At 48.5% G+C, this 23,489-nt stretch carries 19 protein-coding genes and 1 pseudogene; 16 read left to right on the top strand and 4 right to left on the bottom strand.

All coding sequences use genetic code 11. The annotated features are described in order from the left end of the window. Positions 1–377: Arm DNA-binding domain-containing protein (locus C7379_RS04140; protein WP_243406700.1), on the bottom strand; the 377-nt coding region annotated here is incomplete at its 3' end. Between the two features lie 289 nt (positions 378–666). On the opposite strand from C7379_RS04140, the pseudogene C7379_RS04135 reads away from it, so the two are divergent. From C7379_RS04135 to C7379_RS04095, 9 genes and pseudogenes are all read left to right on the top strand, one after another. Then, positions 667–2,232 (top strand): annotated as a pseudogene (locus C7379_RS04135) (helicase-related protein); the annotation flags it as partial. Positions 2,233–2,891: 659 nt separating this feature from the next. Continuing rightward, positions 2,892–4,817, top strand: coding sequence for a tetracycline resistance ribosomal protection protein Tet(Q) (tet(Q), locus tag C7379_RS04130; protein ID WP_002560998.1), 1,926 nt, complete (start codon positions 2,892–2,894; stop codon positions 4,815–4,817). Then, positions 4,817–7,135 carry a hybrid sensor histidine kinase/response regulator gene (locus C7379_RS04125; RefSeq protein ID WP_002560997.1) on the top strand — a complete coding sequence of 773 codons (2,319 nt, stop codon included), beginning with the start codon at positions 4,817–4,819 and terminating at the stop codon, positions 7,133–7,135. Before tet(Q) ends, C7379_RS04125 begins: the two co-directional genes overlap by 1 nt. Further along, positions 7,128–8,450, top strand: coding sequence for a sigma-54-dependent transcriptional regulator (locus tag C7379_RS04120; protein ID WP_002560996.1), 1,323 nt, complete (start codon positions 7,128–7,130; stop codon positions 8,448–8,450). The genes C7379_RS04125 and C7379_RS04120 overlap by 8 nt, the downstream gene beginning before the upstream one ends. Positions 8,451–8,729: 279 nt before the next feature. Further along, positions 8,730–9,152, top strand: coding sequence for a dihydrofolate reductase family protein (locus C7379_RS04115; RefSeq protein ID WP_002560995.1), 423 nt, complete (start codon positions 8,730–8,732; stop codon positions 9,150–9,152). A gap of 238 nt (positions 9,153–9,390) precedes the next feature. Then, a complete protein-coding gene (locus tag C7379_RS04110; protein WP_002560994.1) occupies positions 9,391–9,993 on the top strand; it encodes an RteC domain-containing protein in 603 nt (200 codons plus the stop codon). 140 nt (positions 9,994–10,133) lie between these two features. Continuing rightward, complete coding sequence (locus C7379_RS04105; RefSeq protein ID WP_002560993.1) at positions 10,134–11,585, top strand: ATP-binding protein; 1,452 nt, start codon at positions 10,134–10,136, stop codon at positions 11,583–11,585. A 9-nt stretch (positions 11,586–11,594) separates the two neighbouring features. Next, on the top strand, positions 11,595–12,758 hold the full coding sequence (locus C7379_RS04100) for a GNAT family N-acetyltransferase (RefSeq protein WP_002560992.1): 1,164 nt from the start codon (positions 11,595–11,597) through the stop codon (positions 12,756–12,758). A gap of 16 nt (positions 12,759–12,774) precedes the next feature. Continuing rightward, positions 12,775–13,341, top strand: a complete 567-nt coding sequence (locus tag C7379_RS04095; protein WP_002560991.1) for a hypothetical protein — start codon at positions 12,775–12,777, stop codon at positions 13,339–13,341. Between the two features lie 41 nt (positions 13,342–13,382). Here the strand turns inward: C7379_RS04095 and mobC are convergent, their stop codons facing one another. From mobC to mobA, 3 genes are read right to left on the bottom strand one after another with little or no spacing between them, the layout of a single operon-like run. Then, the gene (gene mobC / locus C7379_RS04090) at positions 13,383–15,392 is read right to left on the bottom strand and encodes a conjugal transfer protein MobC (protein WP_002560990.1); all 2,010 of its coding nucleotides are present in this window, start codon (positions 15,390–15,392) and stop codon (positions 13,383–13,385) included. A 30-nt stretch (positions 15,393–15,422) separates the two neighbouring features. Then, positions 15,423–16,670 carry a conjugal transfer protein MobB gene (gene mobB / locus C7379_RS04085; RefSeq protein WP_002560989.1) on the bottom strand — a complete coding sequence of 416 codons (1,248 nt, stop codon included), beginning with the start codon at positions 16,668–16,670 and terminating at the stop codon, positions 15,423–15,425. After that, entirely contained in the window at positions 16,649–17,077 is a 429-nt protein-coding gene (gene mobA, locus C7379_RS04080) for a conjugal transfer protein MobA (protein ID WP_002560988.1), read from the bottom strand. Before mobA ends, mobB begins: the two co-directional genes overlap by 22 nt. A gap of 709 nt (positions 17,078–17,786) precedes the next feature. Here mobA and C7379_RS04065 point away from each other — a divergent pair. The 7 genes from C7379_RS04065 (at position 17,787) to C7379_RS04035 (ending at position 23,455) form a co-directional block, all read left to right on the top strand. Beyond that, complete coding sequence (locus tag C7379_RS04065) at positions 17,787–18,548, top strand: ParA family protein (protein ID WP_002560987.1); 762 nt, start codon at positions 17,787–17,789, stop codon at positions 18,546–18,548. 2 nt (positions 18,549–18,550) lie between these two features. Then, on the top strand, positions 18,551–18,991 hold the full coding sequence (locus C7379_RS04060; protein ID WP_002560986.1) for a DUF3408 domain-containing protein: 441 nt from the start codon (positions 18,551–18,553) through the stop codon (positions 18,989–18,991). A gap of 2 nt (positions 18,992–18,993) precedes the next feature. Further along, positions 18,994–19,347, top strand: a complete 354-nt coding sequence (locus C7379_RS04055; protein WP_025880727.1) for a DUF3408 domain-containing protein — start codon at positions 18,994–18,996, stop codon at positions 19,345–19,347. 16 nt (positions 19,348–19,363) lie between these two features. Next, on the top strand, positions 19,364–20,092 hold the full coding sequence (locus C7379_RS04050; RefSeq protein WP_008764732.1) for a hypothetical protein: 729 nt from the start codon (positions 19,364–19,366) through the stop codon (positions 20,090–20,092). A 201-nt stretch (positions 20,093–20,293) separates the two neighbouring features. Beyond that, positions 20,294–20,611, top strand: coding sequence for a DUF4134 domain-containing protein (locus C7379_RS04045; protein WP_002560983.1), 318 nt, complete (start codon positions 20,294–20,296; stop codon positions 20,609–20,611). A 10-nt stretch (positions 20,612–20,621) separates the two neighbouring features. After that, the gene (locus C7379_RS04040; RefSeq protein ID WP_008764731.1) at positions 20,622–20,954 is read left to right on the top strand and encodes a DUF4133 domain-containing protein; all 333 of its coding nucleotides are present in this window, start codon (positions 20,622–20,624) and stop codon (positions 20,952–20,954) included. Next, entirely contained in the window at positions 20,951–23,455 is a 2,505-nt protein-coding gene (locus C7379_RS04035) for a TraG family conjugative transposon ATPase (RefSeq protein WP_004356142.1), read from the top strand. Before C7379_RS04040 ends, C7379_RS04035 begins: the two co-directional genes overlap by 4 nt. The last annotated feature ends 34 nt before the right edge of the window (positions 23,456–23,489 follow it).

Below are 23,489 nucleotides of genomic sequence, written 5' to 3'. Positions count from 1 at the left end.
CCTATGCGCTCCTTTGTCTGTGTGAGATACTCCCCGAAACTCTCCAAGAGCAGGGTTTGGCGGTGGATTTGCCCCTGATAGGCATCCCTCACGTCTGTGGCTGTAAAGGATTCTTCTCTTTCACTGAGTTCGTGAAAGCGTGTGTGGATAAGTGCAGTGCATTCACCAAGTTTCTGATTGACGGACACAGCCATGCTGCTCTTGCCGATAAGCCTTTGCTTGCGGCTGTCCCAAAGAGCGAGCGGAGTCTTACACTTGGTGGAGAAGCCCGAATGGGTTCTGCCAACGGAGATGCGCCCGATGACAGGCACAAGTCCTTTCTTGTCGGTTCGTTTCGCCTGAACGAAGAACGATACTTTGAGTTTGTTTTCCTTCATTTTTTTCTGTCGTTTTTTCAAAATTTCCTTTGCTTGCAAAGGTACAGATGAACAAGTATTCCTGAGCGATGCAGAAAAATGAAAGATGAAGAATAAAAACCTATGATACAGTTGTTTACCTTCAATTCGTAACCCCTTTTTGCTTTTTCCTTGATGGGTTACGATTTGGTAACGGAACTCCTGCCGTTTGATGCTTCCTTTCGCCTAACTCGATAATGGCATAAAAATGCTAAATGATGATATTTCAAATAGTTACATTCCTTGCTTTTCCCTCTGTTTCCCTTGATTCTTAACAACTGATTATGCCCGGAAGATGGCACTCGACATGCGCATGATAGACCCGCATTACGAAGACCACCCCGACAACAAGGCGAGCCACTGTGCCAAAATAATCGCGGAGTATTATCAAAAATACGACGCGCAGAAAGGCACGCAGTTCGTTTTCTCTGACTTGGGGACTTACCAGCCGGGCGATGGGTGGAACGTCTATTCGGAAATCAAGCGCAAACTGACGGAGGACTACGGCATACCGCCAAGCGAGGTGCGCTTCATTCAGGAGTGCAAGACCGACAAGGCTCGGAAGGCGGTGATAGATGCCATGAACGCCGGGACGGTGCGTGTGCTGTTCGGCTCCACCTCCATGCTCGGAACGGGTGTGAACGCACAGAAACGGTGTGTGGCAATTCATCATCTTGATACGCCGTGGCGACCGTCCGACCTGCAACAGCGTGACGGACGGGGAGTTAGAGCAGGCAACGAGATAGCCAAGCATTTCGCCGGGAACAACGTGGACGTAATAATCTACGCGGTGGAAAAATCACTGGACAGTTACAAGTTCAACCTCCTGCACTGCAAGCAGACTTTCATCAGCCAGCTTAAAAGCGGTGCTATGGAAGCGCGTACCATCGACGAGGGGGCAATGGACGAGAAATCGGGCATGAACTTCTCGGAATATATGGCGTTGCTATCCGGCAACACCGACCTGCTGGACAAGGCGAAACTGGAAAAACGTATCGCCTCGCTCGAAGGGGAACGCAAGTCGTTCAACAAGGGCAAGCGTGATTCGGAGTTCAAGCTGGAATCGAAGACCCGCGAGCTGGGCAACAACACAGCTTTCATAGATGCCATGACGGAGGACTGGAACCGCTTCCTCTCTGTGGTGCAGACCGACAAGGAGGGCAATCACCTTAATATAATAAAGGTGGACGGAGTGGATTCCGCCGATGAGAAAGTCATCGGAAAGCGTTTGCAGGAGATAGCCAAGAATGCCACGACCGGAGGGTTGTACACGCAGGTTGGAGAGTTTTACGGTTTCCCGATAAAGGTGGTCAGCGAAAGGATACTCAAAGAGGGATTGGAGTTTACCGACAACCGCTTCGTGGTCGAGGGGAACTACAAGTACACCTACAACAACGGGCATCTGGCGCTGGCTGACCCGTTGGCCGCCGCCCGCAACTTCCTCAACGCGATTGAGAGAATCCCCTCCATCATCGACCAGTATAAAGCGAAGAATGAGGTCTTGGAACGTGAGATACCGCAGTTGCAGGAGATAGCAGGCAAGGTGTGGAAGAAGGAGGAAGAACTGAAACAGTTGAAGTCCGAACTTGCCGCCCTTGACCGCAAGATACAGCTGGAACTTGCGCCGCCTACACCCGAAATCACCGAAAAGGAGCATGAAGGGCAACAGGTCAAACCGGAAGCGAAAGGTGTGCGAAACGGTATCAGGCAATATCCCGAAGATACATCACCGCAAATACGCAATCCATCGGAAAGTATTATCGCCAATCACACCATAACTGGGCATCCGGGGCTGTATGCCAAGGAGGAAACCCGGTCCAAAGGATTGAAAATATAACCTTAGGAATTTTATCTGAAGTATTAATAAGGGCTATCCCAAAAGGTCTAAAAGTAAATTTTATCCTTTCTGCAAGTATCTGTAGGATGGCAACTGCATTTTTTTTCTTTTTGGGCAGCCCTTATTAAAATTTATTCTTATTTTAGGTTATATACATTCATGTCCATTTATGTAAAAAATCCTGCTGACCTTGTTTATGTCTTGTCAGTCACCATTTGCAAAACCATATTTGACCCTCAAAGAGGCTGAATTTGATAAGCAACTTGCTACATACTCATAATAAGGAGCTAAATAGAACACGAATGGGAAATACTCAAATGCCAAACTAAAGAAGATATTGGCCAAAATAAACGTTATACCGAGAGAGAAACTTGATTTTTTTCAACTTCCTAAAACGTTGTTGTTCAAACATTTCTACTTATTTGTACTTACCAGTTGAACCTACGCTTCCCTAATAAAATGTCTATGGTAAAAAGTTAAAAAATCCTCCCACTTTTGTTAGATATATTTTTTTGTGTAATTTTGTAATCGTTATGCGGCAGTAATAATATACATATTAATACGAGTTAGTAATCCTGTAGTTCTCACATGCTACGAGGAGGTATTAAAAGGTGCGTTTCGACAATGCATCTATTGTAGTATATTATTGCTTAATCCAAATGAATATTATAAATTTAGGAATTCTTGCTCACATTGATGCAGGAAAAACTTCCGTAACCGAGAATCTGCTGTTTGCCAGTGGAGCAACGGAAAAGTGCGGCCGTGTGGATAATGGTGACACCATAACAGACTCTATGGATATAGAGAAACGTAGAGGAATTACTGTTCGGGCTTCTACGACATCTATTATCTGGAATGGAGTGAAATGCAATATCATTGACACTCCGGGACACATGGATTTTATTGCGGAAGTGGAGCGGACATTCAAAATGCTTGATGGAGCAGTCCTCATCTTATCCGCAAAGGAAGGCATACAAGCGCAAACAAAGTTGCTGTTCAATACTTTACAAAAACTGCAAATCCCGACAATTATATTTATCAATAAAATTGACCGTGACGGTGTGAATTTAGAGCGTTTGTATCTGGATATAAAAACAAATCTGTCTCAAGATGTCCTGTTTATGCAAACTGTTGTCGATGGATTGGTTTATCCGATTTGCTCCCAAACATATATAAAGGAAGAATACAAAGAATTTGTATGCAACCATGACGACAATATATTAGAACGATATTTGGCGGATAGCGAAATTTCACCGGCTGATTATTGGAATACGATAATCGATCTTGTGGCAAAAGCCAAAGTCTATCCGGTACTACATGGATCAGCAATGTTCAATATCGGTATCAATGAGTTGTTGGACGCCATCTCTTCTTTTATACTTCCTCCAGAATCAGTCTCAAACAGACTTTCAGCTTATCTCTATAAGATAGAGCATGACCCCAAAGGACATAAAAGAAGTTTTCTAAAAATAATTGACGGAAGTCTGAGACTTCGAGACATTGTAAGAATCAACGATTCGGAAAAATTCATCAAGATTAAAAATCTAAAGACTATTTATCAGGGCAGAGAGATAAATGTTGATGAAGTGGGGGCCAATGATATCGCGATTGTAGAAGATATGGAAGATTTTCGAATCGGAGATTATTTAGGTACTAAACCTTGTTTGATTCAAGGGTTATCTCATCAGCATCCCGCTCTCAAATCCTCCGTCCGGCCAGACAGGTCCGAAGAGAGAAGCAAGGTGATATCCGCTCTGAATACATTGTGGATTGAAGACCCGTCTTTGTCCTTTTCCATAAACTCATATAGTGATGAATTGGAAATCTCGTTATATGGTTTGACACAAAAGGAAATCATACAGACATTGCTGGAAGAACGATTTTCCGTAAAGGTCCATTTTGATGAGATCAAGACTATCTACAAAGAACGACCTGTAAAAAAGGTCAATAAGATTATTCAGATCGAAGTGCCACCCAACCCTTACTGGGCCACAATAGGGCTGACGCTTGAACCCTTGCCGTTAGGGACAGGGTTGCAAATCGAAAGTGACATCTCCTATGGTTATCTGAACCATTCTTTTCAAAATGCCGTTTTTGAAGGGATTCGTATGTCTTGCCAATCTGGTTTACATGGATGGGAAGTGACTGATCTGAAAGTAACTTTTACTCAAGCCGAGTATTATAGCCCGGTAAGTACACCTGCTGATTTCAGACAGCTGACCCCTTATGTCTTCAGGCTGGCCTTGCAACAGTCAGGTGTGGACATTCTCGAACCGATGCTCTATTTTGAGTTGCAGATACCCCAAGCGGCAAGTTCCAAAGCTATTACAGATTTGCAAAAAATGATGTCTGAGATTGAAGACATCAGTTGCAATAATGAGTGGTGTCATATTAAAGGGAAAGTTCCATTAAATACAAGTAAAGACTACGCCTCAGAAGTAAGTTCATACACTAAGGGTTTAGGCGTTTTTATGGTCAAGCCATGCGGGTATCAAATAACAAAAGGCGATTATTCTGATAATATCCGCATGAACGAAAAAGATAAACTTTTATTCATGTTCCAAAAATCAATGTCATCAAAATAATGGAGCGGTCAGGAAATTTCTATAAGGCAATACAGTTGGGATATATACTTATCTCCATTCTTATCGGATGTATGGCATATAATAGCCTCTATGAATGGCAGGAGATAGAAGCATTAGAACTTGGCAATAAAAAAATAGACGAGCTCCGAAAAGAAATAAACAATATCAATATTCAAATGATAAAATTTTCTCTATTGGGTGAAACAATACTGGAATGGAACGATAAAGATATCGAGCATTACCATGCACGGCGTATGGCAATGGACAGTATGCTCTGCCGTTTCAAGGCCACCTATCCAGCAGAGCGCATCGATAGTGTGCGCAGTCTTTTAGAGGATAAGGAACGACAGATGTTCCAGATAGTCCGGTTAATGGATGAACAACAATCTATTAACAAGAAGATAGCCAATCAAATTCCGGTTATTGTGCAGAAAAGTGTGCAGGAACAGTCCAAAAAGCCAAAACGAAAAGGTTTCTTGGGCATCTTTGGCAAAAAAGAGGGAACGAAGCCAACGACAACAACGACTACGCTCCGTTCATCCAATAGAAACATGGTCAACGAACAGAAAGCGCAGAGCCGTCGATTGTCAGAACAAGCCGATAGTCTTGCTGCCCGTAATGCAGAACTTAACAGACAACTGCAAGGATTGATTTGCCAAATCGAAAAGAAGGTACAATCTGATTTACAAAATAGAGAAAGCGAGATAACAGCGATGCGTAAAAAATCATTTATGCAGATAGGCGGCTTGATGGGATTTGTTCTTTTGCTGTTGGTCATTTCCTATATCATCATACACCGTGATGCAAAGAACATTAAACGATACAAACGCAAGACAACGGATTTGATCGAGCAATTGGAACAGTCCGTGCAACAAAATGAGGTACTCATAACCTCCCGAAAGAAAGCGGTACATACTATTACCCATGAGTTGCGTACACCACTGACGGCAATAACTGGCTATACCGAACTTTTGCGGAAAGAATGCAATAGCGGTAATAATGGGCAATATATCCGAAATATACTGCAATCCTCCGACCGTATGCGGGATATGCTCAACACTTTGCTTGACTTCTTCCGCCTGGACAACGGCAAGGAACAGCCCCGTCTGTCACCCTGCCGGATTTCTGCAATCACGCACACACTTGAAACGGAGTTCATTCCTGTTGCAGTGAACAAAGGGTTGTCCTTGTCCGTGAAGACTGGACACGATGCCATTGTATTGACCGACAAAGAGCGAATAATACAAATCGGGAATAACCTGCTGTCAAACGCAGTCAAGTTCACAGAAGAAGGCGGTGTTTCTTTGATTACTGAATATGATAATGGAGTTCTGACACTGGTCGTTGAAGATACAGGTACAGGCATGACAGAAGAGGAACAGAAACAAGCGTTCGGTGCGTTTGAACGTCTATCAAATGCCGCCGCAAAGGAGGGTTTCGGGCTTGGGCTTGCCATAATGCGTAATATTGTGTCGATGCTTGGCGGAACAATCCGTTTGGACAGCAAGAAAGGGAAAGGCAGTCGTTTCACAGTTGAAATTTCTATGCAGGAAGCTGAAGAACAGCTTGGATATACAAGCAATACACCTGTTTATCATAACAATAAATTCCATGATGTTGTCGCCATTGACAATGATGAGGTATTACTTCTGATGCTGAAAGAGATGTACTCCCAAGAAGGAATACACTGCGACACTTGCACCGATGCTGCGGAACTGATGGAAATGATACGCCAGAAAGAATACAGCCTGTTGCTGACAGACTTGAATATGCCCGGTATAAACGGTTTCGAATTACTGGAACTGTTGCGTTCGTCCAACGTGGGCAATTCACCAACAATCCCGGTGGTTGTGGCAACCGCTTCGGGCAGTTGTAACAAAGGGGAACTATTGGCAAAAGGCTTTGCCGGATGCCTGTTCAAGCCGTTCTCCATATCGGAGTTGATGGAGGTTTCCGACAGGTGTGCCATAAAAGAAACACCGGACGGGAAACCGGATTTTTCAGCTTTGCTGTCTTACGGCAATGAAGCCGTTATGCTGGAAAAGTTGATGACGGAAACTGAAAAAGAGATGCAGACAATACGGGAAGCGGCAACAGAAAAAGACCTGCAAAAGCTGGATTCCCTGACACACCACCTGCGCAGCTCGTGGGAGGTGCTACGTGCCGACCAACCGCTAAATGTACTTTACAGATTGCTTCATGGCGATGTACTCCCGGATGGTGAAGCGTTAAGCCATGCCGTGACTGCCGTGCTGGATAAGGGAGCGGAAATAATCCGGTTGGCAGAAGAGGAAAGGAGAAAATACGAAGATGGATAAGACAACAATAATTGTGGTAGAAGACAATATCGTGTACTGCGAGTTTGTCTGCAACATGCTGGCGCGGGAGGGCTACCGCACCGTGAAGGCTTACCACCTCTCAACCGCGAAGAAACATCTACAACAGGCGACAGATAATGACATCGTGGTTGCCGACCTGCGCCTGCCTGACGGTAACGGCATTGACCTTTTGCGCTGGATGCGAAAGGAGGGAAAGATGCAGCCCTTCATCATTATGACCGACTACGCCGAAGTTAATACCGCCGTGGAAAGCATGAAACTCGGCTCGATAGACTATATTCCCAAACAGCTTGTGGAGGATAAACTTGTCCCCCTGATCCGTTCCATACTGAAAGAACGTCAGGCAGGACAACGCCGTATGCCTGTGTTCGCCCGTGACGGTTCCGCATTTCAGAAAATCATGCACCGTATAAGGCTGGTAGCCGCTACCGATATGAGCGTGATGATATTCGGAGAGAACGGCACGGGTAAGGAACATATTGCCCACCACCTGCACGACAAGAGCAAGCGGGCAGTCAAGCCATTCGTGGCGGTGGACTGCGGTTCACTCACCAAAGAGCTTGCGCCCTCGGCCTTCTTCGGACACGTCAAGGGAGCGTTTACAGGAGCAGATTGTGCCAAGAAAGGATATTTCCATGAGGCGGAAGGCGGCACGCTGTTTCTGGACGAGGTAGGAAACCTCGCGTTGGAAACCCAACAGATGTTGCTCCGCGCCATACAGGAGAGGCGGTATCGCCCGGTCGGAGACAAGGCAGACAGGAGTTTCAATGTCCGCATCATCGCCGCCACCAACGAGGATCTGGAAGCGGCAGTGAGTGAAAAGCGTTTTCGGCAGGATCTTCTGTACCGCCTGCACGACTTCGGGATAACCGTTCCTCCGTTGCGTGACTGTCAGGAAGACATCATGCCGCTGGCAGAGTTCTTCCGTGATATGGCAAACAGAGAGCTGGAGTGTAGCGTGAGCGGGTTCAGTTCCGAAGCACGTAAAGCGTTGCTGACACACGCATGGCCGGGCAACGTGCGGGAACTTCGGCAGAAAGTTATGGGTGCTGTATTGCAGGCGCAGGAAGGTGTTGTCATGAAAGAGCATCTGGAACTTGCCGTGACGAAACCGACCTCTACTGTCAACTTCGCCCTGCGCAATGACGCGGAGGATAAGGAGCGGATATTGCGTGCGTTGAAACAGGCAAACGGCAACCGGAGTGTCGCCGCCGAACTGCTCGGAATAGGCAGGACAACACTATACAGCAAACTTGAAGAGTATGGACTTAAATATAAATTCAAGCAATCATAGCCTGTAATTCACTGAATTTGGCTATCTTTGCATAACATTTGAGAAAAACGGCGATTGGCAGGAGCTTTTCGCCGCCAACATATAGGATAAGACCGCAAGGCGTTTCAAGCGAAAATCTGGTAAATTGGAACTACGGAGACGATTGCGTGATGCTTATGCTATGCTTACGCATAGCGTGCATTCACGTACTCTCCGTAAAGGCTTTACCAGAGCCATCGCTTGAAGGTAGTGTGAATTGCACGCTACTTTTTTGCCCTTGCCTAATGAAAGGTAACGATTATGGGTAAAGTTCAGATTCTCGCCGTACTGACGATGGACGGATGTCTTTCTTCAGAGTTATATTATAAAGCACATCAGGATTTGTGCCTTGACCGTTGCGGTCTTGATGAAATCAGGAAGAACGCCCTTTACCGCGTGACACCAGACTATTCCATTTCAATGCTGCACGAATGGAGAAAAGACGGCACAAACATCCGTTACCTCGCGGAAGCCACACCGGACACGGCAGACTATATAAACGGACTACTGCGTATGCACGCTGTGGATGAAATCATACTATACACCGTTCCTTTCATATCCGGAAGCGGACGACATTTTTTTAAGTCGGCTCTGCCAGAGCAACACTGGACGCTTTCCTCTTTGAAAAGTTTTCCCAACGGTGTATGCCGCATTATCTACATCCTTGATAAAAAAGCAAGATAGCCAAAATGTGCGGCAAGCATACATTTTTATTTTCAAGAATAGAATAAATGTTCTGATTACAAACAATTTAAGTCGGAGATAATTTGTCCCTGTGAAAAAATATTGAATTTTATACCACTGAAATACAACACTTTGTAAAATTGAGCGTTGGATTTTTTGTTTTCTGCCGCGTTTTTTGCCAATTATATTCATGTGCGCATACCGAAAACAGAGTGTAAAATTTCAAAATTGACAGGACATGAATTATTTTTTATTGGCGGAAACCGAGTTCTTCCGCCGGATAAACGAAGCCGGAGACTGCAATATGGAAAAAGCATACACGGCTTTCGCCACCCAAGTAATAGAACTGTGCAACGGCGGCATGGACATGAACCTTACCGTCATCGCGCTTGCCTACATCGAAATCGAGTTGCAGCACCATCCGGTGCGTAATCTGTCAGAAGAAAGAAGAGAGATTGCCGCCTACGTCAGCAAGGCTCTGTCTTTCGTAAGAAAGATGCAGAAATTCCTTGCCACGCCCCAAGTGCCACCACTAATATCCGCCAACAACGCAACAGAAACCACCGCCAGCCTTCTTTGGACGGGCAACGCCATCGACCTCGTGGAACTTATCTACGGCATAGACGAGATGGGCTGTATCAACAACGGCAATATGCCGCTAAAACAGCTCGCCCCGATTCTCTACAAGATATTCGGTATTGAGTCGAAGGATTGCTACCGCTTCTATACCGACATCAAACGTCGGAAAAACGAAAGCCGTACCTATTTCCTCGACAAGATGCAGGAGAAACTGAACGAGAGAATGCTGCGCGATGAAGAGCTGGAACGTATGAGAAGATAAAATCAGGTATAAGCGGGAGAATGGTATCATGCTGTTCTCCCGTTTGAGTAAAATCTATACGAAAAAGGGCGTTTTCGGCGCGCTATTGCCCCGAATTTCAGCGAAAAACGCTATCTTTGTACAATTGTTACGAATTGAATATGAACATAGACAACCTCGATATAGTAAAACAACTGATAGCCGAAAAGGAAAACGGGCAGGTGGAGTTCAAGGAAACCACCGGGCAGTTGGAGCGCGGCATGGAAACGCTCTGCGCTTTCCTTAACAGCGAAGGTGGCACGGTGTTGTTCGGTGTGACCGACAAAGGAAAGATCATCGGGCAGGAAGTGAGCGACAAGACGAAGCGTGATATTGCGGAAGCCATCCGGCGTTTTGAACCATTTGCCACACTCGAAGTTTCGTATATCAGTATCCAAAATACAGACAAGAGTGTGATAGCCTTGTCTGCGGACAGCCAACGTTATATGCGTCCGTTCTCCTATAAGGGACGGGCTTATCTTCGATTGGAGAGCGTGACATCCTCCATGCCGCAAGACGTATATAACCAACTGCTTATGCAGCGAGGTGGGAAATACGCTTGGGAGGCGATGACGAATCCCGACATCAAAGTTACTGACCTTGATGAACATGCCATTATGGGAGCGGTACGTGGAGGCATCCGGTGCGGTCGCCTACCCGAAGCCACCATAAGGGAGGATTTGCCGACCATACTCGAAAAATTCAACCTGTTACATGACGGAAAACTGAATAATGCTTCCGCAGTCTTGTTCGGTCGTGATTTTTACTTCTATCCCCAGTGCCTGCTTCGGTTGGCGCGTTTCAAAGGAACTACAAAAGACGAGTTTATAGACAATCAGCGTACCACTGGCAATATCTACACACTGCTGGACACTGCAATGTCGTTCTTTTTCAAGCATCTTTCCCTTTCGGGCAAAGTTGAAGGCTTGTATCGGGAGGAAGAGCTTGAGATTCCTTACAAGGCATTGAGGGAATGCTGCACAAATGCCCTTTGCCACCGCTCATACCACCGTCCCGGCAGTTCGGTAGGAATTGCCATCTATGATGACCGTGTGGAGATTGAGAACAGTGGAACTTTTCCGCCGGATATAACAATGGAAAAGTTATTGAGCGGGCATAATTCAGAACCTCAAAACCTGATTATTGCGAATGTTCTGTATAAAAGCGAGGTTCTGGAAAGCTGGGGACGAGGCATCGGGCTTATGATAAGCGAATGCCGGCGTGTCGGCATTCCCGATCCGGAGTTTCATACAGATGGAAATAGTGTATGGGTTATTTTCCGCTATACCCGAAAAACTGTGGGGCACGACCCGACAATTACCCGACAGTTACCCCACAGTCACCCCACAGTTACCCCACAGGTGGAAAAGGTGTTGTCTGCAATCGGCACACAGACACTTTCAACCAAAGAGATTATGTGTGTGATAGGATTAAAGGACAAAAGTAATTTTTTAGAACTATATCTGTATCCAGCCATAAGGCAGAATTTGGTAGAGCCTATTTACCCGGAAAATCCGAAACATCCCCGGCAGAAATATCGTCTTACCGATAAAGGAAAAGAACTGTTGATATAATAACGGGGTATGGTGGCGAAAAAGAAGAAACAACAGGGGCATTACTGTCGGATTTGTAGCGAGTACAAAGCCAACGAGCAATTCAGCGGCAAAGGACACTCGCGGCATATCTGCAAGGAATGCCGGTCGCTTCCCGATGATGTGAAGGCGGACATGGTGCGCTGTAACGAGGTGGAACGAGCCGTTTTCAAATGCCCGATGAGCCGTCAGGACTGGGAACTGCTGGAAAAATATGCCAAGAAGTACAAGGACAAGGAATCCGGGCAGTTCGCGCAGGATATGTTGGACATGAAACGGGGCAATCAGACACCGGACGAGGATATGGAAGAGGATGATGTTTTAATAGAAGGCATCTATGAAGAGGAAACCATACCATTTGCCGAACTGGAGGATGACATCCGTTATCAGTTGGAAGAATTGTTGGCGGACAACATCAACGAGTTCATGATACACAAGAATTACATTCCCGAAGGCAAGGAACTGAAAGACATCAACGAATGGGTCATGAAAGAAACCCGTGACACCTTTTTTATAAAGGTTATTCCCGATGCCGCTTATGACAGTCTGGTGGAAGAAACGATCAACAGGCTTGTGAAGGAATGGAAAGAGGACGGATTTGAGATAAAGACCTATTCCGCATCGCTGGTCGTCATGGAAACGGAACGGCTGCTTATCCGCAGGATAACCCGTAAGGATATGGACGCACTCCTTGCCATAATGGGAAAGCCGGAAGTCATGTACGCTTGGGAACACGGCTTTACCAAAAAGGACGTGCGCAAATGGATAAACAGGCAACTCATCCGATACCGCAAGGACGGGTTCGGATATTTTGCCGTCATACTGAAAGAAAGCGGCGCATTGATAGGACAAGCCGGTCTGATGAATAGTACCCTAAACGGGAACGAGACTGTCGAGCTTGGCTATATACTCGATAACACATACTGGCATAACGGTTACGGTACGGAAGCCGCCCGCGCGTGTTTGGAATACGCCTTTGGAGAGCTGGAACTGAAAACTGTCTGTTGCAGTATCCGACCGGAAAACGTGGCATCCATCCGTGTGGTTGAAAGGCTGGGAATGACCTTGTGCGACAACCATACAATAATATACAACGAAAAAGAAATGCCGCATCAGATATATGTGGCAACCAATAGTAAATCCTATATCTTATAAGCGAAATCACTCAACAATGAAAACAAATAATATTAATTTATTTTGCGATATAGTTACTCAAAGGTCAGGAGAACATTCTTGCGCTATAAATATTTTGTTGCAACAACAATTATATGGGCAGGTAATATCTATTCTGCGTCAAGAATTAGATTCTATGGTAAGAGTTATGTTTTTGTTGTCAATTAGCGACTTAAACCTTAGAGAGCATTTTATAAACCAAACTTTGGAGGGAATAAAATGGTCTTATCCCAATACAAAGAAAGTCGTGACCGATAAACAAATGGTGGATTTAGCTGATAAATTTTATGGCTGGCCTTTTTTTGTTTATAAATTAGGATGCGCTTTTATTCATCTTTCAGCAATGGTATATTATAAAAACAGTAATCCATTTTTGCTTTTATCTGTTTCAGAAAGAAATGACATCACAAGGTTTTTACATCAATATCATAGTTTCCCGTTAGAGTTGGAATTGAATTTGGAAAATATCATCCCATATCTTGATAAAGTATTTAATAAAGTTTCAAGTAACTTAGCATGTTACATTGAAGATTTACGTCAAAATAAACTTTTGGAGGAATATTAAAATAAGGGAGGATTTTAGCTATCCTCCCTTATTTTAATAGGTTACTTCTGCTGCAACAGATGCTTCAGGTTGTCATCGCCCGCGATGCGCTCCAATTCCTCCTGAACAATCTGCTTCACCTCCTCCTTGATGCGCCGGTAATTTGCCTGCACCGTTTCCTTCATGCGGTCGTTGCCGTCTGCGTCAGTGAAATCGGTAATAACGGGGATTTTCTTGTAGGCACTTTCCTCCCGTTTTACCTTATCGGCATCCACCACAATCTCGCAGTGGAAAATCTTCTGTTCGATACGCTCGTTGAAGTTGTCGGACACCGAACCGACAAACATTCCCTGCGTCAAACCGGAAATCTTGCTGGGCGGGATAAGCGCGTCCATCTGCGTGTTAATGGAGGTGGAAACATCCTGCCGGTTGATGGAGATAGACTGCCGTTTCTGCAACACCTTACCGAATCGTTCCGATAGTGTCTTTGCCGTTTCACCTACCACCTGCCCGGAGAAAATGTTACCGACCGTATTCATCACCACTTTCGCCTCCTTATCACCGTAGTCGCGCACCAGCTGGCTGAAATCCTGAAATCCCAGACACACGGCAACCTTGTTGCTTCGGGCGGTAGCTATAAGATTGTCCAACCCTTTGAAATATATCGTCGGCAGCTCGTCTATGATGACCGACGACTTCAGCATCCCCTTCTTATTGATGAGCTTCACGATGCGGGAGTTATACAATCCGAGAGCCGCCCCGTAGATATTCTGACGGTCGGGATTGTTGCCCACGCATAGGATTTTCGGCTCTTCGGGATTGTTGATGTCCAGCGTAAACTCGCTGTCCGACATCACCCAATAGAGCTGCGGTGAAATCATCCTCGAAAGCGGAATTTTTGCCGACGCTATCTGCCCCATGAGCTGCTCCGCAGCCCCTCCGAGCCACGCATCCATGAACGGGGAAAGGTAGTTCTCCAGTTCGGGATAGGAAGTCAGTATCGGAAAAATATCCTCGTAGCGGCGGTTCAAAAATTCGATGGCATGGGGAAACGTGCAATATTTCCCGTTCTGATAGATTTTAAGATACCATATAATACTGGCGAACAAAATGATAGGTGATTCCACAAAGAAGTCACCCTGCTTTTGCACCCACGTTTTATTGAGGTTGAGCATTATTGTATAGGCACTCTCGTAGGCGTCCGTAATATCTTCCATAAAATCCGGGTGAATGGGATTGCACCGATGAGAGCGTCGCGGGTCGTCGAAGTTGATCACATAGAACTTCGGCTTCACCTTGTAGCCGTCAGGGTGGTTCAGCAGATGATTGTAGGCAATGGTGGACAAGTCGCTGAATTTGAAGTCATACACGTACATCAAGAAGCCCTTTTCAATCTGTTGCTTGATAAAATTGTTTACCACGGCGTATGACTTGCCGCTGCCCGGCGTACCCAACACGATGGACGCACGGAAGGGATTCACCACATTGATCCAACCGTTGTTCCAACGCTTTTTGTAATAGAAGCGTGTCGGCAAATTGACCGAATACTCGCTTTCGATGAGTCTTGTTTCCTGCATGAAACTCTCGTTCTCGTTGTTGAAAACATCCTCCATCAAATTGTGTTTCAACAGACGGCTCATCCACAGACCTCCCATCAACAGGCAGACATAGCCCGTACCGATGGTAAGGACATACAGCCCCATCACCGCCTCAATCGGAAGCGGCAGAGCCAGTATCCACCAGTTTAGGAAAAACAGCACGGACCCGGCGGCGAGTGCCGTCCATATTCTTCCCCAAGTGATTTTCTCTCCCTTGACCCCCTTTGTACCCAGACAGGACAGGGCAAGCAGCAGGACGGCAAACAGCTTTGTGTACAGTATGGAATGGAACAGCCCCGCCGTGCGGTCGAAGTTCAGAAGGATTCTGTCCACCACACCGATGTTCACGCCCCACAGCCGGATGACTTCGTAACAGAACCAGTACACGTTCATAACCACTAAAATAATACTCACGGCACGCAGAAAATCCATGATTTTCGCCAATGCCCTCAAATCGTCTTCTTGTTGTGACATACATTGATTTTTTAATTGTTGATACTCCGATTACAAACCCAAGCCCTTGCGCTTTTTCTTCTTTTTGCGCTTCATCGCCCGGATGAAAGCCTTTTCCTCAGCATCTACCGCCGGACCTTCGGGAGTGAGCAAGCCCATTCCGCCCGATACGTCTTCACGGTCGTATGCGGTCTGTCCGTATGCCTTGTCCGCAGCATCCATAGGGATGGATAACGGTATCGGCGGTTGTCCGGCGTATGGCAGGGTGAAGTGTTCCTGCAAGGCATTCGCCGAAAGCTCCTTGCCCATGCGAGAGCCGTTCAGTACACATCCTGTGCGGTGGTCGATAAACGTCGCTCCATAGATACGCCCTTCATCCGTGTAGCGCAGTACGGTGTCGATGCCCTTCTCTTTGAGTTGGGATACAAATTTGTCCTTGTCATAAGTGCCTTGCAGCACGGAAAGAACGGTGCGTTTCGTCATGTCGGCGAGCTTCCTGTCCTTAATCTCTGATTTGGAACGGATAAATTTTCTCTGTACGGCTTCATAACCTGCGGACTTCCCGAAAAGCGAGGACTTGAACGGGTTGCCCACCTTGTTACCCTTGTCGTCCGTGACGGAATAAACCAGCCCGTGATACTCCCGTCCGCGCACGTTGCCTCTCGCTTCCTCCACCGTCATATTATATAAGGAAAGGAGCGCACGGTATTCGCCCATCGTCTGAAAACGGTACTGCCCGTTCAGAGCCTTCACAGTGCCAGCCACCTGCTTCTTCACATCACCTGCCGATGCGTCCACCTTGCTTAGCGGCGTGTCAAGCCGGCGGTTCCTGCGCTCCGCGCCGTGCAGCCCGTATTTCTTCTCCAGCTCACGGGTGATTTGTTTGCTACGATAGTAGTTGTTCTTGTCGCTGATACATTTCCCGTTATCGTCCACCCGCACCGTCACGATGTGCAGGTGGTGGCGGTCGATGTCCTCGTGCTTGAAAACAAGATAAGGCTGGTTGCCGAAACCGAGTTTTTCCAGATACTCGCGGGCTATATCCTGCAATTCCGCATCGGTCAACACATCCTCCGGATGTGGGTTGAGCGAAATATGCACCACCGGCTTCTCCACCTTCATCTGTGGCGGCATGAAGGTGAGAAAACCCTCCATCGCCTTGTTGATGTCCACCTTTCCCGAACCGTCATTGTAGATGCGGTTGGTCGTAAGCAACCGCCCCTGCGCCTCGTTAATCTTCTCCCCGTTATAGGCAATCGCGCCGTACAACGAGTTTCCTACACTGATTTTTGCGACCATTTCGCCTCCATTTCCCTTGAAAGTTCCACAATCCGGCGGCTCAGTTTCACGAGTTCGACGGTGTGTTGCTCTAATTTGTAGAGCAACGCCATCGCCTTTTTCTCTGAAAAATGCAGCCTCAGTTCCTTCACGACTTGGTTGTAATTCGTACCCACGGCGCGGAACTGCGCATGAAAATCCGATAGCTTGGTGTAATAGTCCACCAGCGTCTTGTCCACCTTCAGCACCTTGAACGGCTGTCCGAAGAAGTGCGCTTTGAGGAAAACCGACCGTGCATAGACACCCGATTTTCCGAACATGGCGAGGAAACGATTGTGTTCCTCCTCGTTGAAACGGACGGTGTAACGGTACACCGCCGGATCAAGTTTGGGATTTCTCCCTGCTTTGCTTTTCCTTTTCTCTTTCATATTACTTTGGATTTAGCGGATTGACGGCATAAGCCGCCGCTTCGGATCACAGCACCGCAGTTCTGAAAGGCTTTCCGACTTCGGAGGGAAAGCCCGCCCCCTGCAAGGGCAAGGCGTTTTCCGGGATGCTCAAAATATTTTGAGCGGCTGAAAACATACCTTGCTATGTTCAGGTGAACATAAAAATCCGTCAGGGGACGGATGGGAAGATACCTTTCAGGACTCCGGGCCGCGCACCATCGGCGAACCCTGCTGTCCGGGGGGCAAAGTTACGCCCTTAAAGCTGTATTGGACAGATGCTTGACCCGGTCAATGACTGCCAACCGGCGCAACGTGCTGCCACTTGCCGGAGAAGTGATACAGGTTCCAAAATATACTTGTTTATTTGCAGCATGATTCAAGAAACGAACGATTTGAAAATATGAGAAAAGGAACATTCAAATACCCGGACAATCGCTTCGGCGGATACTTGCCGAAGCGGATACCCGAACCGTCGGAACCCCGGTTATCCGACAATCTGGTGAAGTACAGATTCAATGACTTCATGACGCAGTGTCGTCATTCATCACTTGTTCGCCGCACCGCTTCACCACAGAACCGGATACGCGATGACCCGCCCATGTGTCTGTTCACTGAAGCGGATAATGTAGCAACCAAATCCGCATATAAATAGAAAAAGAAATCTTCAACAATTAAAATAAATGGAACTATGAGTAAGGAAATCTTCGTTGCATTCGCAACACAGAAAGGTGGCATCGGCAAATCCACTGTCACGGCACTTGCCGCCAGCTACCTGCACAACGTGAAAGGCTACAATGTCGCCGTCGTGGACTGCGACGACCCGCAGCACAGCATCCACGGGCTGCGCGAACACGAAATGGGGCTTATCGACAGCAGCACCTACTTCAAGGCTCTCGCTTGCGACCATTTCCGCCGGATGAAAAAGAACGCCTACACCATCGTCAAGAGCAATGCGGTGAACGCCCTCGACGATGCCGAGAGGATGATTGCCACTGAGGACGTGAAACCCGACGTGGTGTTCTTCGACATGCCCGGCACACTCCGTAGTAACGGCGTGATAAAGACGCTCTCGCAGATGGACTACATCTTCACTCCGCTGAGTGCCGACCGCTTTGTTGTGGAGAGTACCCTGAAATTCGTCACAATGTTCCGCGACAGGCTGATGACTACCGGACAGGCGAAAACAAAGGGGCTTTATCTGTTTTGGACGATGGTGGACGGCAGGGAGAGGAACGACCTGTACGGCATCTACGAGGAAGTGATAGCCGAAATGGGCTTTCCGGTACTTTCCACCCGCTTGCCCGACAGCAAGAAGTTCCGCCGTGACCTTTCGGAAGAGCGCAAGAGCGTTTTCCGCTCCACCATCTTCCCGATGGACACGGCACTGCTGAAAGGGAGTGGCATCCGGGAGTTTTCCGAAGAGATAAGCGACATCATCAGACCGCAGTGAGCATGGGCAGCAGGAAAGTGAACACGGAAGGCATCGACGAGGAACTGCTGTTAGCTTCCATCGGGCGGCGCACACAGGACGGGACACTGCGCCCCGCACAGGAAGTACCCGCAGCTGCACCGACCGAAGAGGACACCGCCGCACCGGAACCACCTCCTGTGCAACCAGTAACACGGGAAAAAGCGCAGAGGGAAAGTGGCCGCCGGAAAAGGCAGGATGAGGACTATAACGAGCTGTTCCTGCGCCGCAACGAGATAAAGACCCGCCAGTGTGTCTATATCAGCCGCGATGTCCACGGCAAAATCCTCAGAATCGTGAACGACATCGCCGGAGGTGAAATCTCGGTGGGCGGCTATGTGGATACCGTGCTGCGCCAACATCTGGAACAGCACAAGGAGAGAATCAACGAACTGTACAAGAAACAACGTGAAGATCTGATTTGAAAATGGAAAAAGAAATGACACCGAATGAAAAAAGACCACAGCAAGACTGCGGAGGTATGTTTGCCCAAGTGCAGGCGAGTGTGGAAATCCTGTCGCCTGTCCCGGTAAGCGGCAAATGCTGCGAGAAGGACTATGAACGTCTGTTCATCCGTGACTCGGAAGTAAAGGCACGTGAGGGGAAGATGGCGTATGTGCGCCCGGAGTACCACGAGCGTATCATGTGTATCACCCGTGTAATCGGGCATGACCGGCTTATGCTGTCCGCTTACATCGACCATGTGCTGACGCATCACTTCAACCAGTGCGAGGATGCGATAAAGAGCCTTTATGCCCGAAATTATAATTCAGTATTCTAACCAAAAACGGAAGGATATGAATTACACAATCAGCATGACAGACATTCTGCTGGCGGTATCGGTCGGCTGCAACCTCTGGTTCCTGTTCCTGCTCCTTTACGAGCGCATCATGGACACGCGGATTGTCCGCTTCTTCAAGGGCATTGTCGGATTATGGCGGTCACTGGACGGGAATGAGGCTAAACGCATAGCGGCACACGAGGAAGTCCCTGCGGAAAAGGCGGACATCATCGGCAAGAGCCGTTTCAGGATGGCATCCACCCGGACAACCGCTGCCATACCGACGCAAGAAGCCGCCACTATGGAAAAAGGCATTGAGCTGTCGGAGGAAGAGGCTACTTTTGACGACGGAAAAACGGGAAACGCATCCCGCCCGGCACAAGTTCCGGAGGAAAAACTCGATGAGACCTTCACGAGCATACCGCCGGAGGAACTGGGATACGGGGACGACGAACCGGAAGAGGACGCCTCGGACACGCCACGGGCTTCGGGCAGCAGCTTTGACGAGATTGACGACGCCTGCAAGACCGCCAAGAACCCGGACGCGACACAGGCGGAACGTGAAAAGGCGGCGAAGGTGTTCACCGACATGGAGGGCACGGAGTTGTACGAGAAAATGATGGAAGGCTCTTCGGAGATAGGCATCCGCATCAAGGGGCTTATCGAGATTCGGCTGAAGAAACCTGAAAAGGAGTTCGTCGTGCCGGACAACATCGAGGAGTTCGACATTCGCAACTATGTATGACAACAATAAAAGAAATGAACATGAAAGAATGACATCAACCCACGCGGCGAGGAAACGCAAGGCGCATCCCTATCCGCAACGGACACGCCCACGTCCGTGGAAACAAACGGGCATCCACTAAAACCAAAGTAAAGAAACAAAGTATCAACCGCCCGACAAAGGACCATCCACCCTTTTGACGGCAAAAAACAAGAACAGTTTATGAACAAGAACATCTTGAAAAACAGAAAAGCAATCCTCTCCGCGGCACTTGTCATCGCCGCAACCGCCTCCGCTTTCGCGCAGGGAAACGGCATCGCGGGCATCAACGAAGCCACCTCTATGGTGAGTTCTTATTTCGACCCCGGAACTAAACTGATATACGCCATCGGTGCAGTCGTCGGGCTTATCGGGGGCGTAAAAGTGTACGGCAAGTTTTCATCGGGCGACCCCGACACCAGCAAGACAGCCGCCTCGTGGTTCGGCGCGTGCATCTTCCTGATTGTTGCCGCCACCATCCTGCGCTCATTCTTCCTTTAATAAATAATGTATGGCTGAATACCCAATCAACAAGGGTATCGGCCGTCCGGTAGAGTTCAAGGGCTTGAAGGCACAGTACCTCTTCATCTTCTGCGGAGGTCTGCTGGCTCTCTTCGTCCTGTTCGTCATCCTCTACATGGTCGGTATCGACCAGTGGATATGTATCGGCTTCGGCGCGGCATCGTCCTCCCTCCTTGTATGGCAGACCTTCGCGCTGAACGCCCGGTACGGCGAACACGGGCTGATGAAATTAGGAGCGGCACGGAGCCATCCCCGATACCTTATCAACCGGCGGCGGATACCCCGTCTGTTCAAACGACAACGAAAGGAAGAAAGACAATGAGGAATACATCGAAAATGACAACACTGGAAAACAGGTTCCCACTTTTAGCGGTGGAGCATGGCTGCATCATCTCAAAGGACGCCGACATCACGGTGGCTTTCGAGGTGGAACTGCCGGAACTTTACACCGTGACGGGTGCGGAGTACGAGGCGATACACAGTTGCTGGTGCAAGGCTATCAAGGTGCTGCCGGACTACTCCGTCGTCCACAAACAGGACTGGTTCATCAAGGAACGCTACAAACCGGAGCTTCAGAAGGACGACATGAGCTTTTTAAGCCGCTCTTTCGAGCGTCACTTCAACGAGCGTCCGTACCTGAAACACACCTGCTACCTCTACCTGACCAAGACAACAAAGGAGCGTAACCGGATGCAGAGCAATTTCAGCACGCTGTGCCGGGGACATATCATCCCGAAGGAGCTGGACAGGGAAACCACGACCAAGTTCTTGGAAGCCTGCGAACAGTTCGAGCGCATCATGAACGACAGCGGGCTTGTCAGGCTGCGCCGCCTCTCCACCGATGAGATTGTGGGTACTGAGGGAAATACGGGACTTATTGAACGCTACTTCTCGCTCATGTCGGAAGGTGACACCACCTTGCAGGACATCGAGCTTTCGGCAAGGGAGATGCGCATCGGCGACAACCGCCTGTGTCTGCACACCCTCTCCGACGCGGAAGACCTGCCGGGCAAGGTGGCTACCGACACCCGTTACGAGAAGCTCTCCACCGACCGGAGTGACTGCCGACTGTCATTCGCCTCCCCGGTGGGGCTTCTGCTCTCCTGCAACCATATCTACAACCAGTATGTGCTGATAGACAACAGTGAGGAAACCTTGCATAAGTTCGAGAAGTCCGCCCGTAACATGCAGTCGCTATCTCGCTATTCAAGGAGCAACAGCATCAACCGCGAGTGGATAGACCAATACCTGAACGAAGCCCATTCCTACGGACTGACCTCGGTACGGGCACACTTCAACGTCATGGCGTGGAGCGACGATGCGGAGGAACTGAAGCATATCAAGAACGACGTGGGCAGCCAGTTGGCAAGCATGGAATGCGTGCCGCGCCACAACACCATCGACTGCCCGACACTCTACTGGGCGGCGATACCCGGCAATGCGGCGGACTTCCCGGCGGAAGAGAGTTTCCACACCTTCATCGAACAGGCGGTGTGCCTGTTCACAGAGGAAACCAACTACCGCAACTCGCTCTCGCCCTTCGGCATCAAGATGGTGGACAGGCTCACGGGAAAACCGCTGCACCTTGACATCTCCGACCTGCCCATGAAGCGGGGTATCACGACCAACCGCAACAAGTTCGTGCTGGGTCCTTCGGGCAGCGGCAAGTCTTTCTTCATGAACCACCTCGTGCGCCAATATTATGAGCAAGGCGCACATGTGGTATTGGTGGACACGGGAAACTCCTATCAGGGCTTGTGCGGCATGATCCGACGCAAGACAGGCGGAGCGGACGGCGTGTATTTCACCTACACGGAAGAGAAGCCCATATCGTTCAACCCGTTCTACACCGACGATTACATCTTCGACGTGGAGAAGAAGGACAGCATCAAGACCCTGCTGCTGACGCTCTGGAAGTCGGAGGACGACAAGGTGACAAAGACGGAGAGCGGCGAGCTGGGCAGTGCCGTGAGTGCCTATATTGAGCGCATCCAATCCGACCGTAGCATCGTGCCGTCGTTCAACACCTTCTACGAGTATATGCGTGACGACTACCGCAAGGAACTGGCACAGCGTGACATCAAGGTGGAGAAGTCCGACTTCAACATCGACAACATGCTCACCACCATGCGGCAGTATTACCGGGGCGGACGCTACGACTTCCTGCTCAACTCCACGGAGAACATCGACCTGCTCGGCAAGCGGTTCATTGTCTTCGAGATAGATTCGATTAAGGAAAACCGCGAACTGTTCCCCGTCGTGACCATCATCATCATGGAAGCCTTCATCAACAAGATGCGGCGACTAAAAGGGGTACGGAAACAGCTTATTGTGGAAGAGGCTTGGAAGGCTCTCTCTTCAGCGAACATGGCTGAATATCTGCGCTATATGTACAAGACGGTCAGAAAATATTACGGCGAGGCAATCGTGGTGACGCAGGAGGTGGACGACATCATTTCCTCTCCCGTGGTCAAGGAGAGCATCATCAACAACTCCGACTGCAAGATACTTCTCGACCAGCGCAAGTACATGAACAAGTTCGACCAGATACAGGCGTTGCTCGGACTGACGGAAAAGGAGAAAGGGCAGATACTCTCCATCAACATGGCGAACAACCCTTCACGGCTCTACAAGGAGGTGTGGATAGGCTTGGGTGGCACACAATCGGCGGTCTATGCCACCGAGGTCAGTGCAGAAGAATATCTGGCGTACACCACCGAGGAAACGGAGAAAGTGGAGGTTTACCGTCTGGCGGAGAAGTTGGGCGGCGACATCGAAGCCGCCATCCGGCAACTTGCCGAGAAGCGGAGAACCAAAAGTTAATCATTTAATCATCAGCTAAAAACAAGAAATGCGT

It is taken from the genome of Hallella colorans, assembly GCF_003096815.1.
Taxonomy (GTDB): Bacteria; Bacteroidota; Bacteroidia; order Bacteroidales; family Bacteroidaceae; genus Prevotella; species Prevotella colorans.
The sequence above is the reverse complement of the archived record's forward strand: the minus strand, read 5'-3'. Positions and strand labels throughout refer to the sequence as shown.

What these genes read in the sequence shown, in the direction of transcription:
- C7379_RS04050 (WP_008764732.1), top strand. Translation starts at nt 19,364, where the DNA reads ATGAATTACACAATCAGCATGACAGACATTCTGCTGGCGGTATCGGTC.
- C7379_RS04060 (WP_002560986.1), top strand. Translation starts at nt 18,551, where the DNA reads ATGGGCAGCAGGAAAGTGAACACGGAAGGCATCGACGAGGAACTGCTG.
- C7379_RS04095 (WP_002560991.1), top strand. Translation starts at nt 12,775, where the DNA reads ATGAAAACAAATAATATTAATTTATTTTGCGATATAGTTACTCAAAGG.
- C7379_RS04055 (WP_025880727.1), top strand. Translation starts at nt 18,994, where the DNA reads ATGGAAAAAGAAATGACACCGAATGAAAAAAGACCACAGCAAGACTGC.
- C7379_RS04100 (WP_002560992.1), top strand. Translation starts at nt 11,595, where the DNA reads ATGGTGGCGAAAAAGAAGAAACAACAGGGGCATTACTGTCGGATTTGT.
- C7379_RS04125 (WP_002560997.1), top strand. Translation starts at nt 4,817, where the DNA reads ATGGAGCGGTCAGGAAATTTCTATAAGGCAATACAGTTGGGATATATA.
- C7379_RS04115 (WP_002560995.1), top strand. Translation starts at nt 8,730, where the DNA reads ATGGGTAAAGTTCAGATTCTCGCCGTACTGACGATGGACGGATGTCTT.
- mobB (WP_002560989.1), bottom strand. Translation starts at nt 16,670, where the DNA reads ATGGTCGCAAAAATCAGTGTAGGAAACTCGTTGTACGGCGCGATTGCC.
- C7379_RS04045 (WP_002560983.1), top strand. Translation starts at nt 20,294, where the DNA reads ATGAACAAGAACATCTTGAAAAACAGAAAAGCAATCCTCTCCGCGGCA.
- C7379_RS04105 (WP_002560993.1), top strand. Translation starts at nt 10,134, where the DNA reads ATGAACATAGACAACCTCGATATAGTAAAACAACTGATAGCCGAAAAG.
- C7379_RS04040 (WP_008764731.1), top strand. Translation starts at nt 20,622, where the DNA reads ATGGCTGAATACCCAATCAACAAGGGTATCGGCCGTCCGGTAGAGTTC.
- C7379_RS04065 (WP_002560987.1), top strand. Translation starts at nt 17,787, where the DNA reads ATGAGTAAGGAAATCTTCGTTGCATTCGCAACACAGAAAGGTGGCATC.
- C7379_RS04035 (WP_004356142.1), top strand. Translation starts at nt 20,951, where the DNA reads ATGAGGAATACATCGAAAATGACAACACTGGAAAACAGGTTCCCACTT.
- mobA (WP_002560988.1), bottom strand. Translation starts at nt 17,077, where the DNA reads ATGAAAGAGAAAAGGAAAAGCAAAGCAGGGAGAAATCCCAAACTTGAT.
- C7379_RS04120 (WP_002560996.1), top strand. Translation starts at nt 7,128, where the DNA reads ATGGATAAGACAACAATAATTGTGGTAGAAGACAATATCGTGTACTGC.
- mobC (WP_002560990.1), bottom strand. Translation starts at nt 15,392, where the DNA reads ATGTCACAACAAGAAGACGATTTGAGGGCATTGGCGAAAATCATGGAT.
- C7379_RS04110 (WP_002560994.1), top strand. Translation starts at nt 9,391, where the DNA reads ATGAATTATTTTTTATTGGCGGAAACCGAGTTCTTCCGCCGGATAAAC.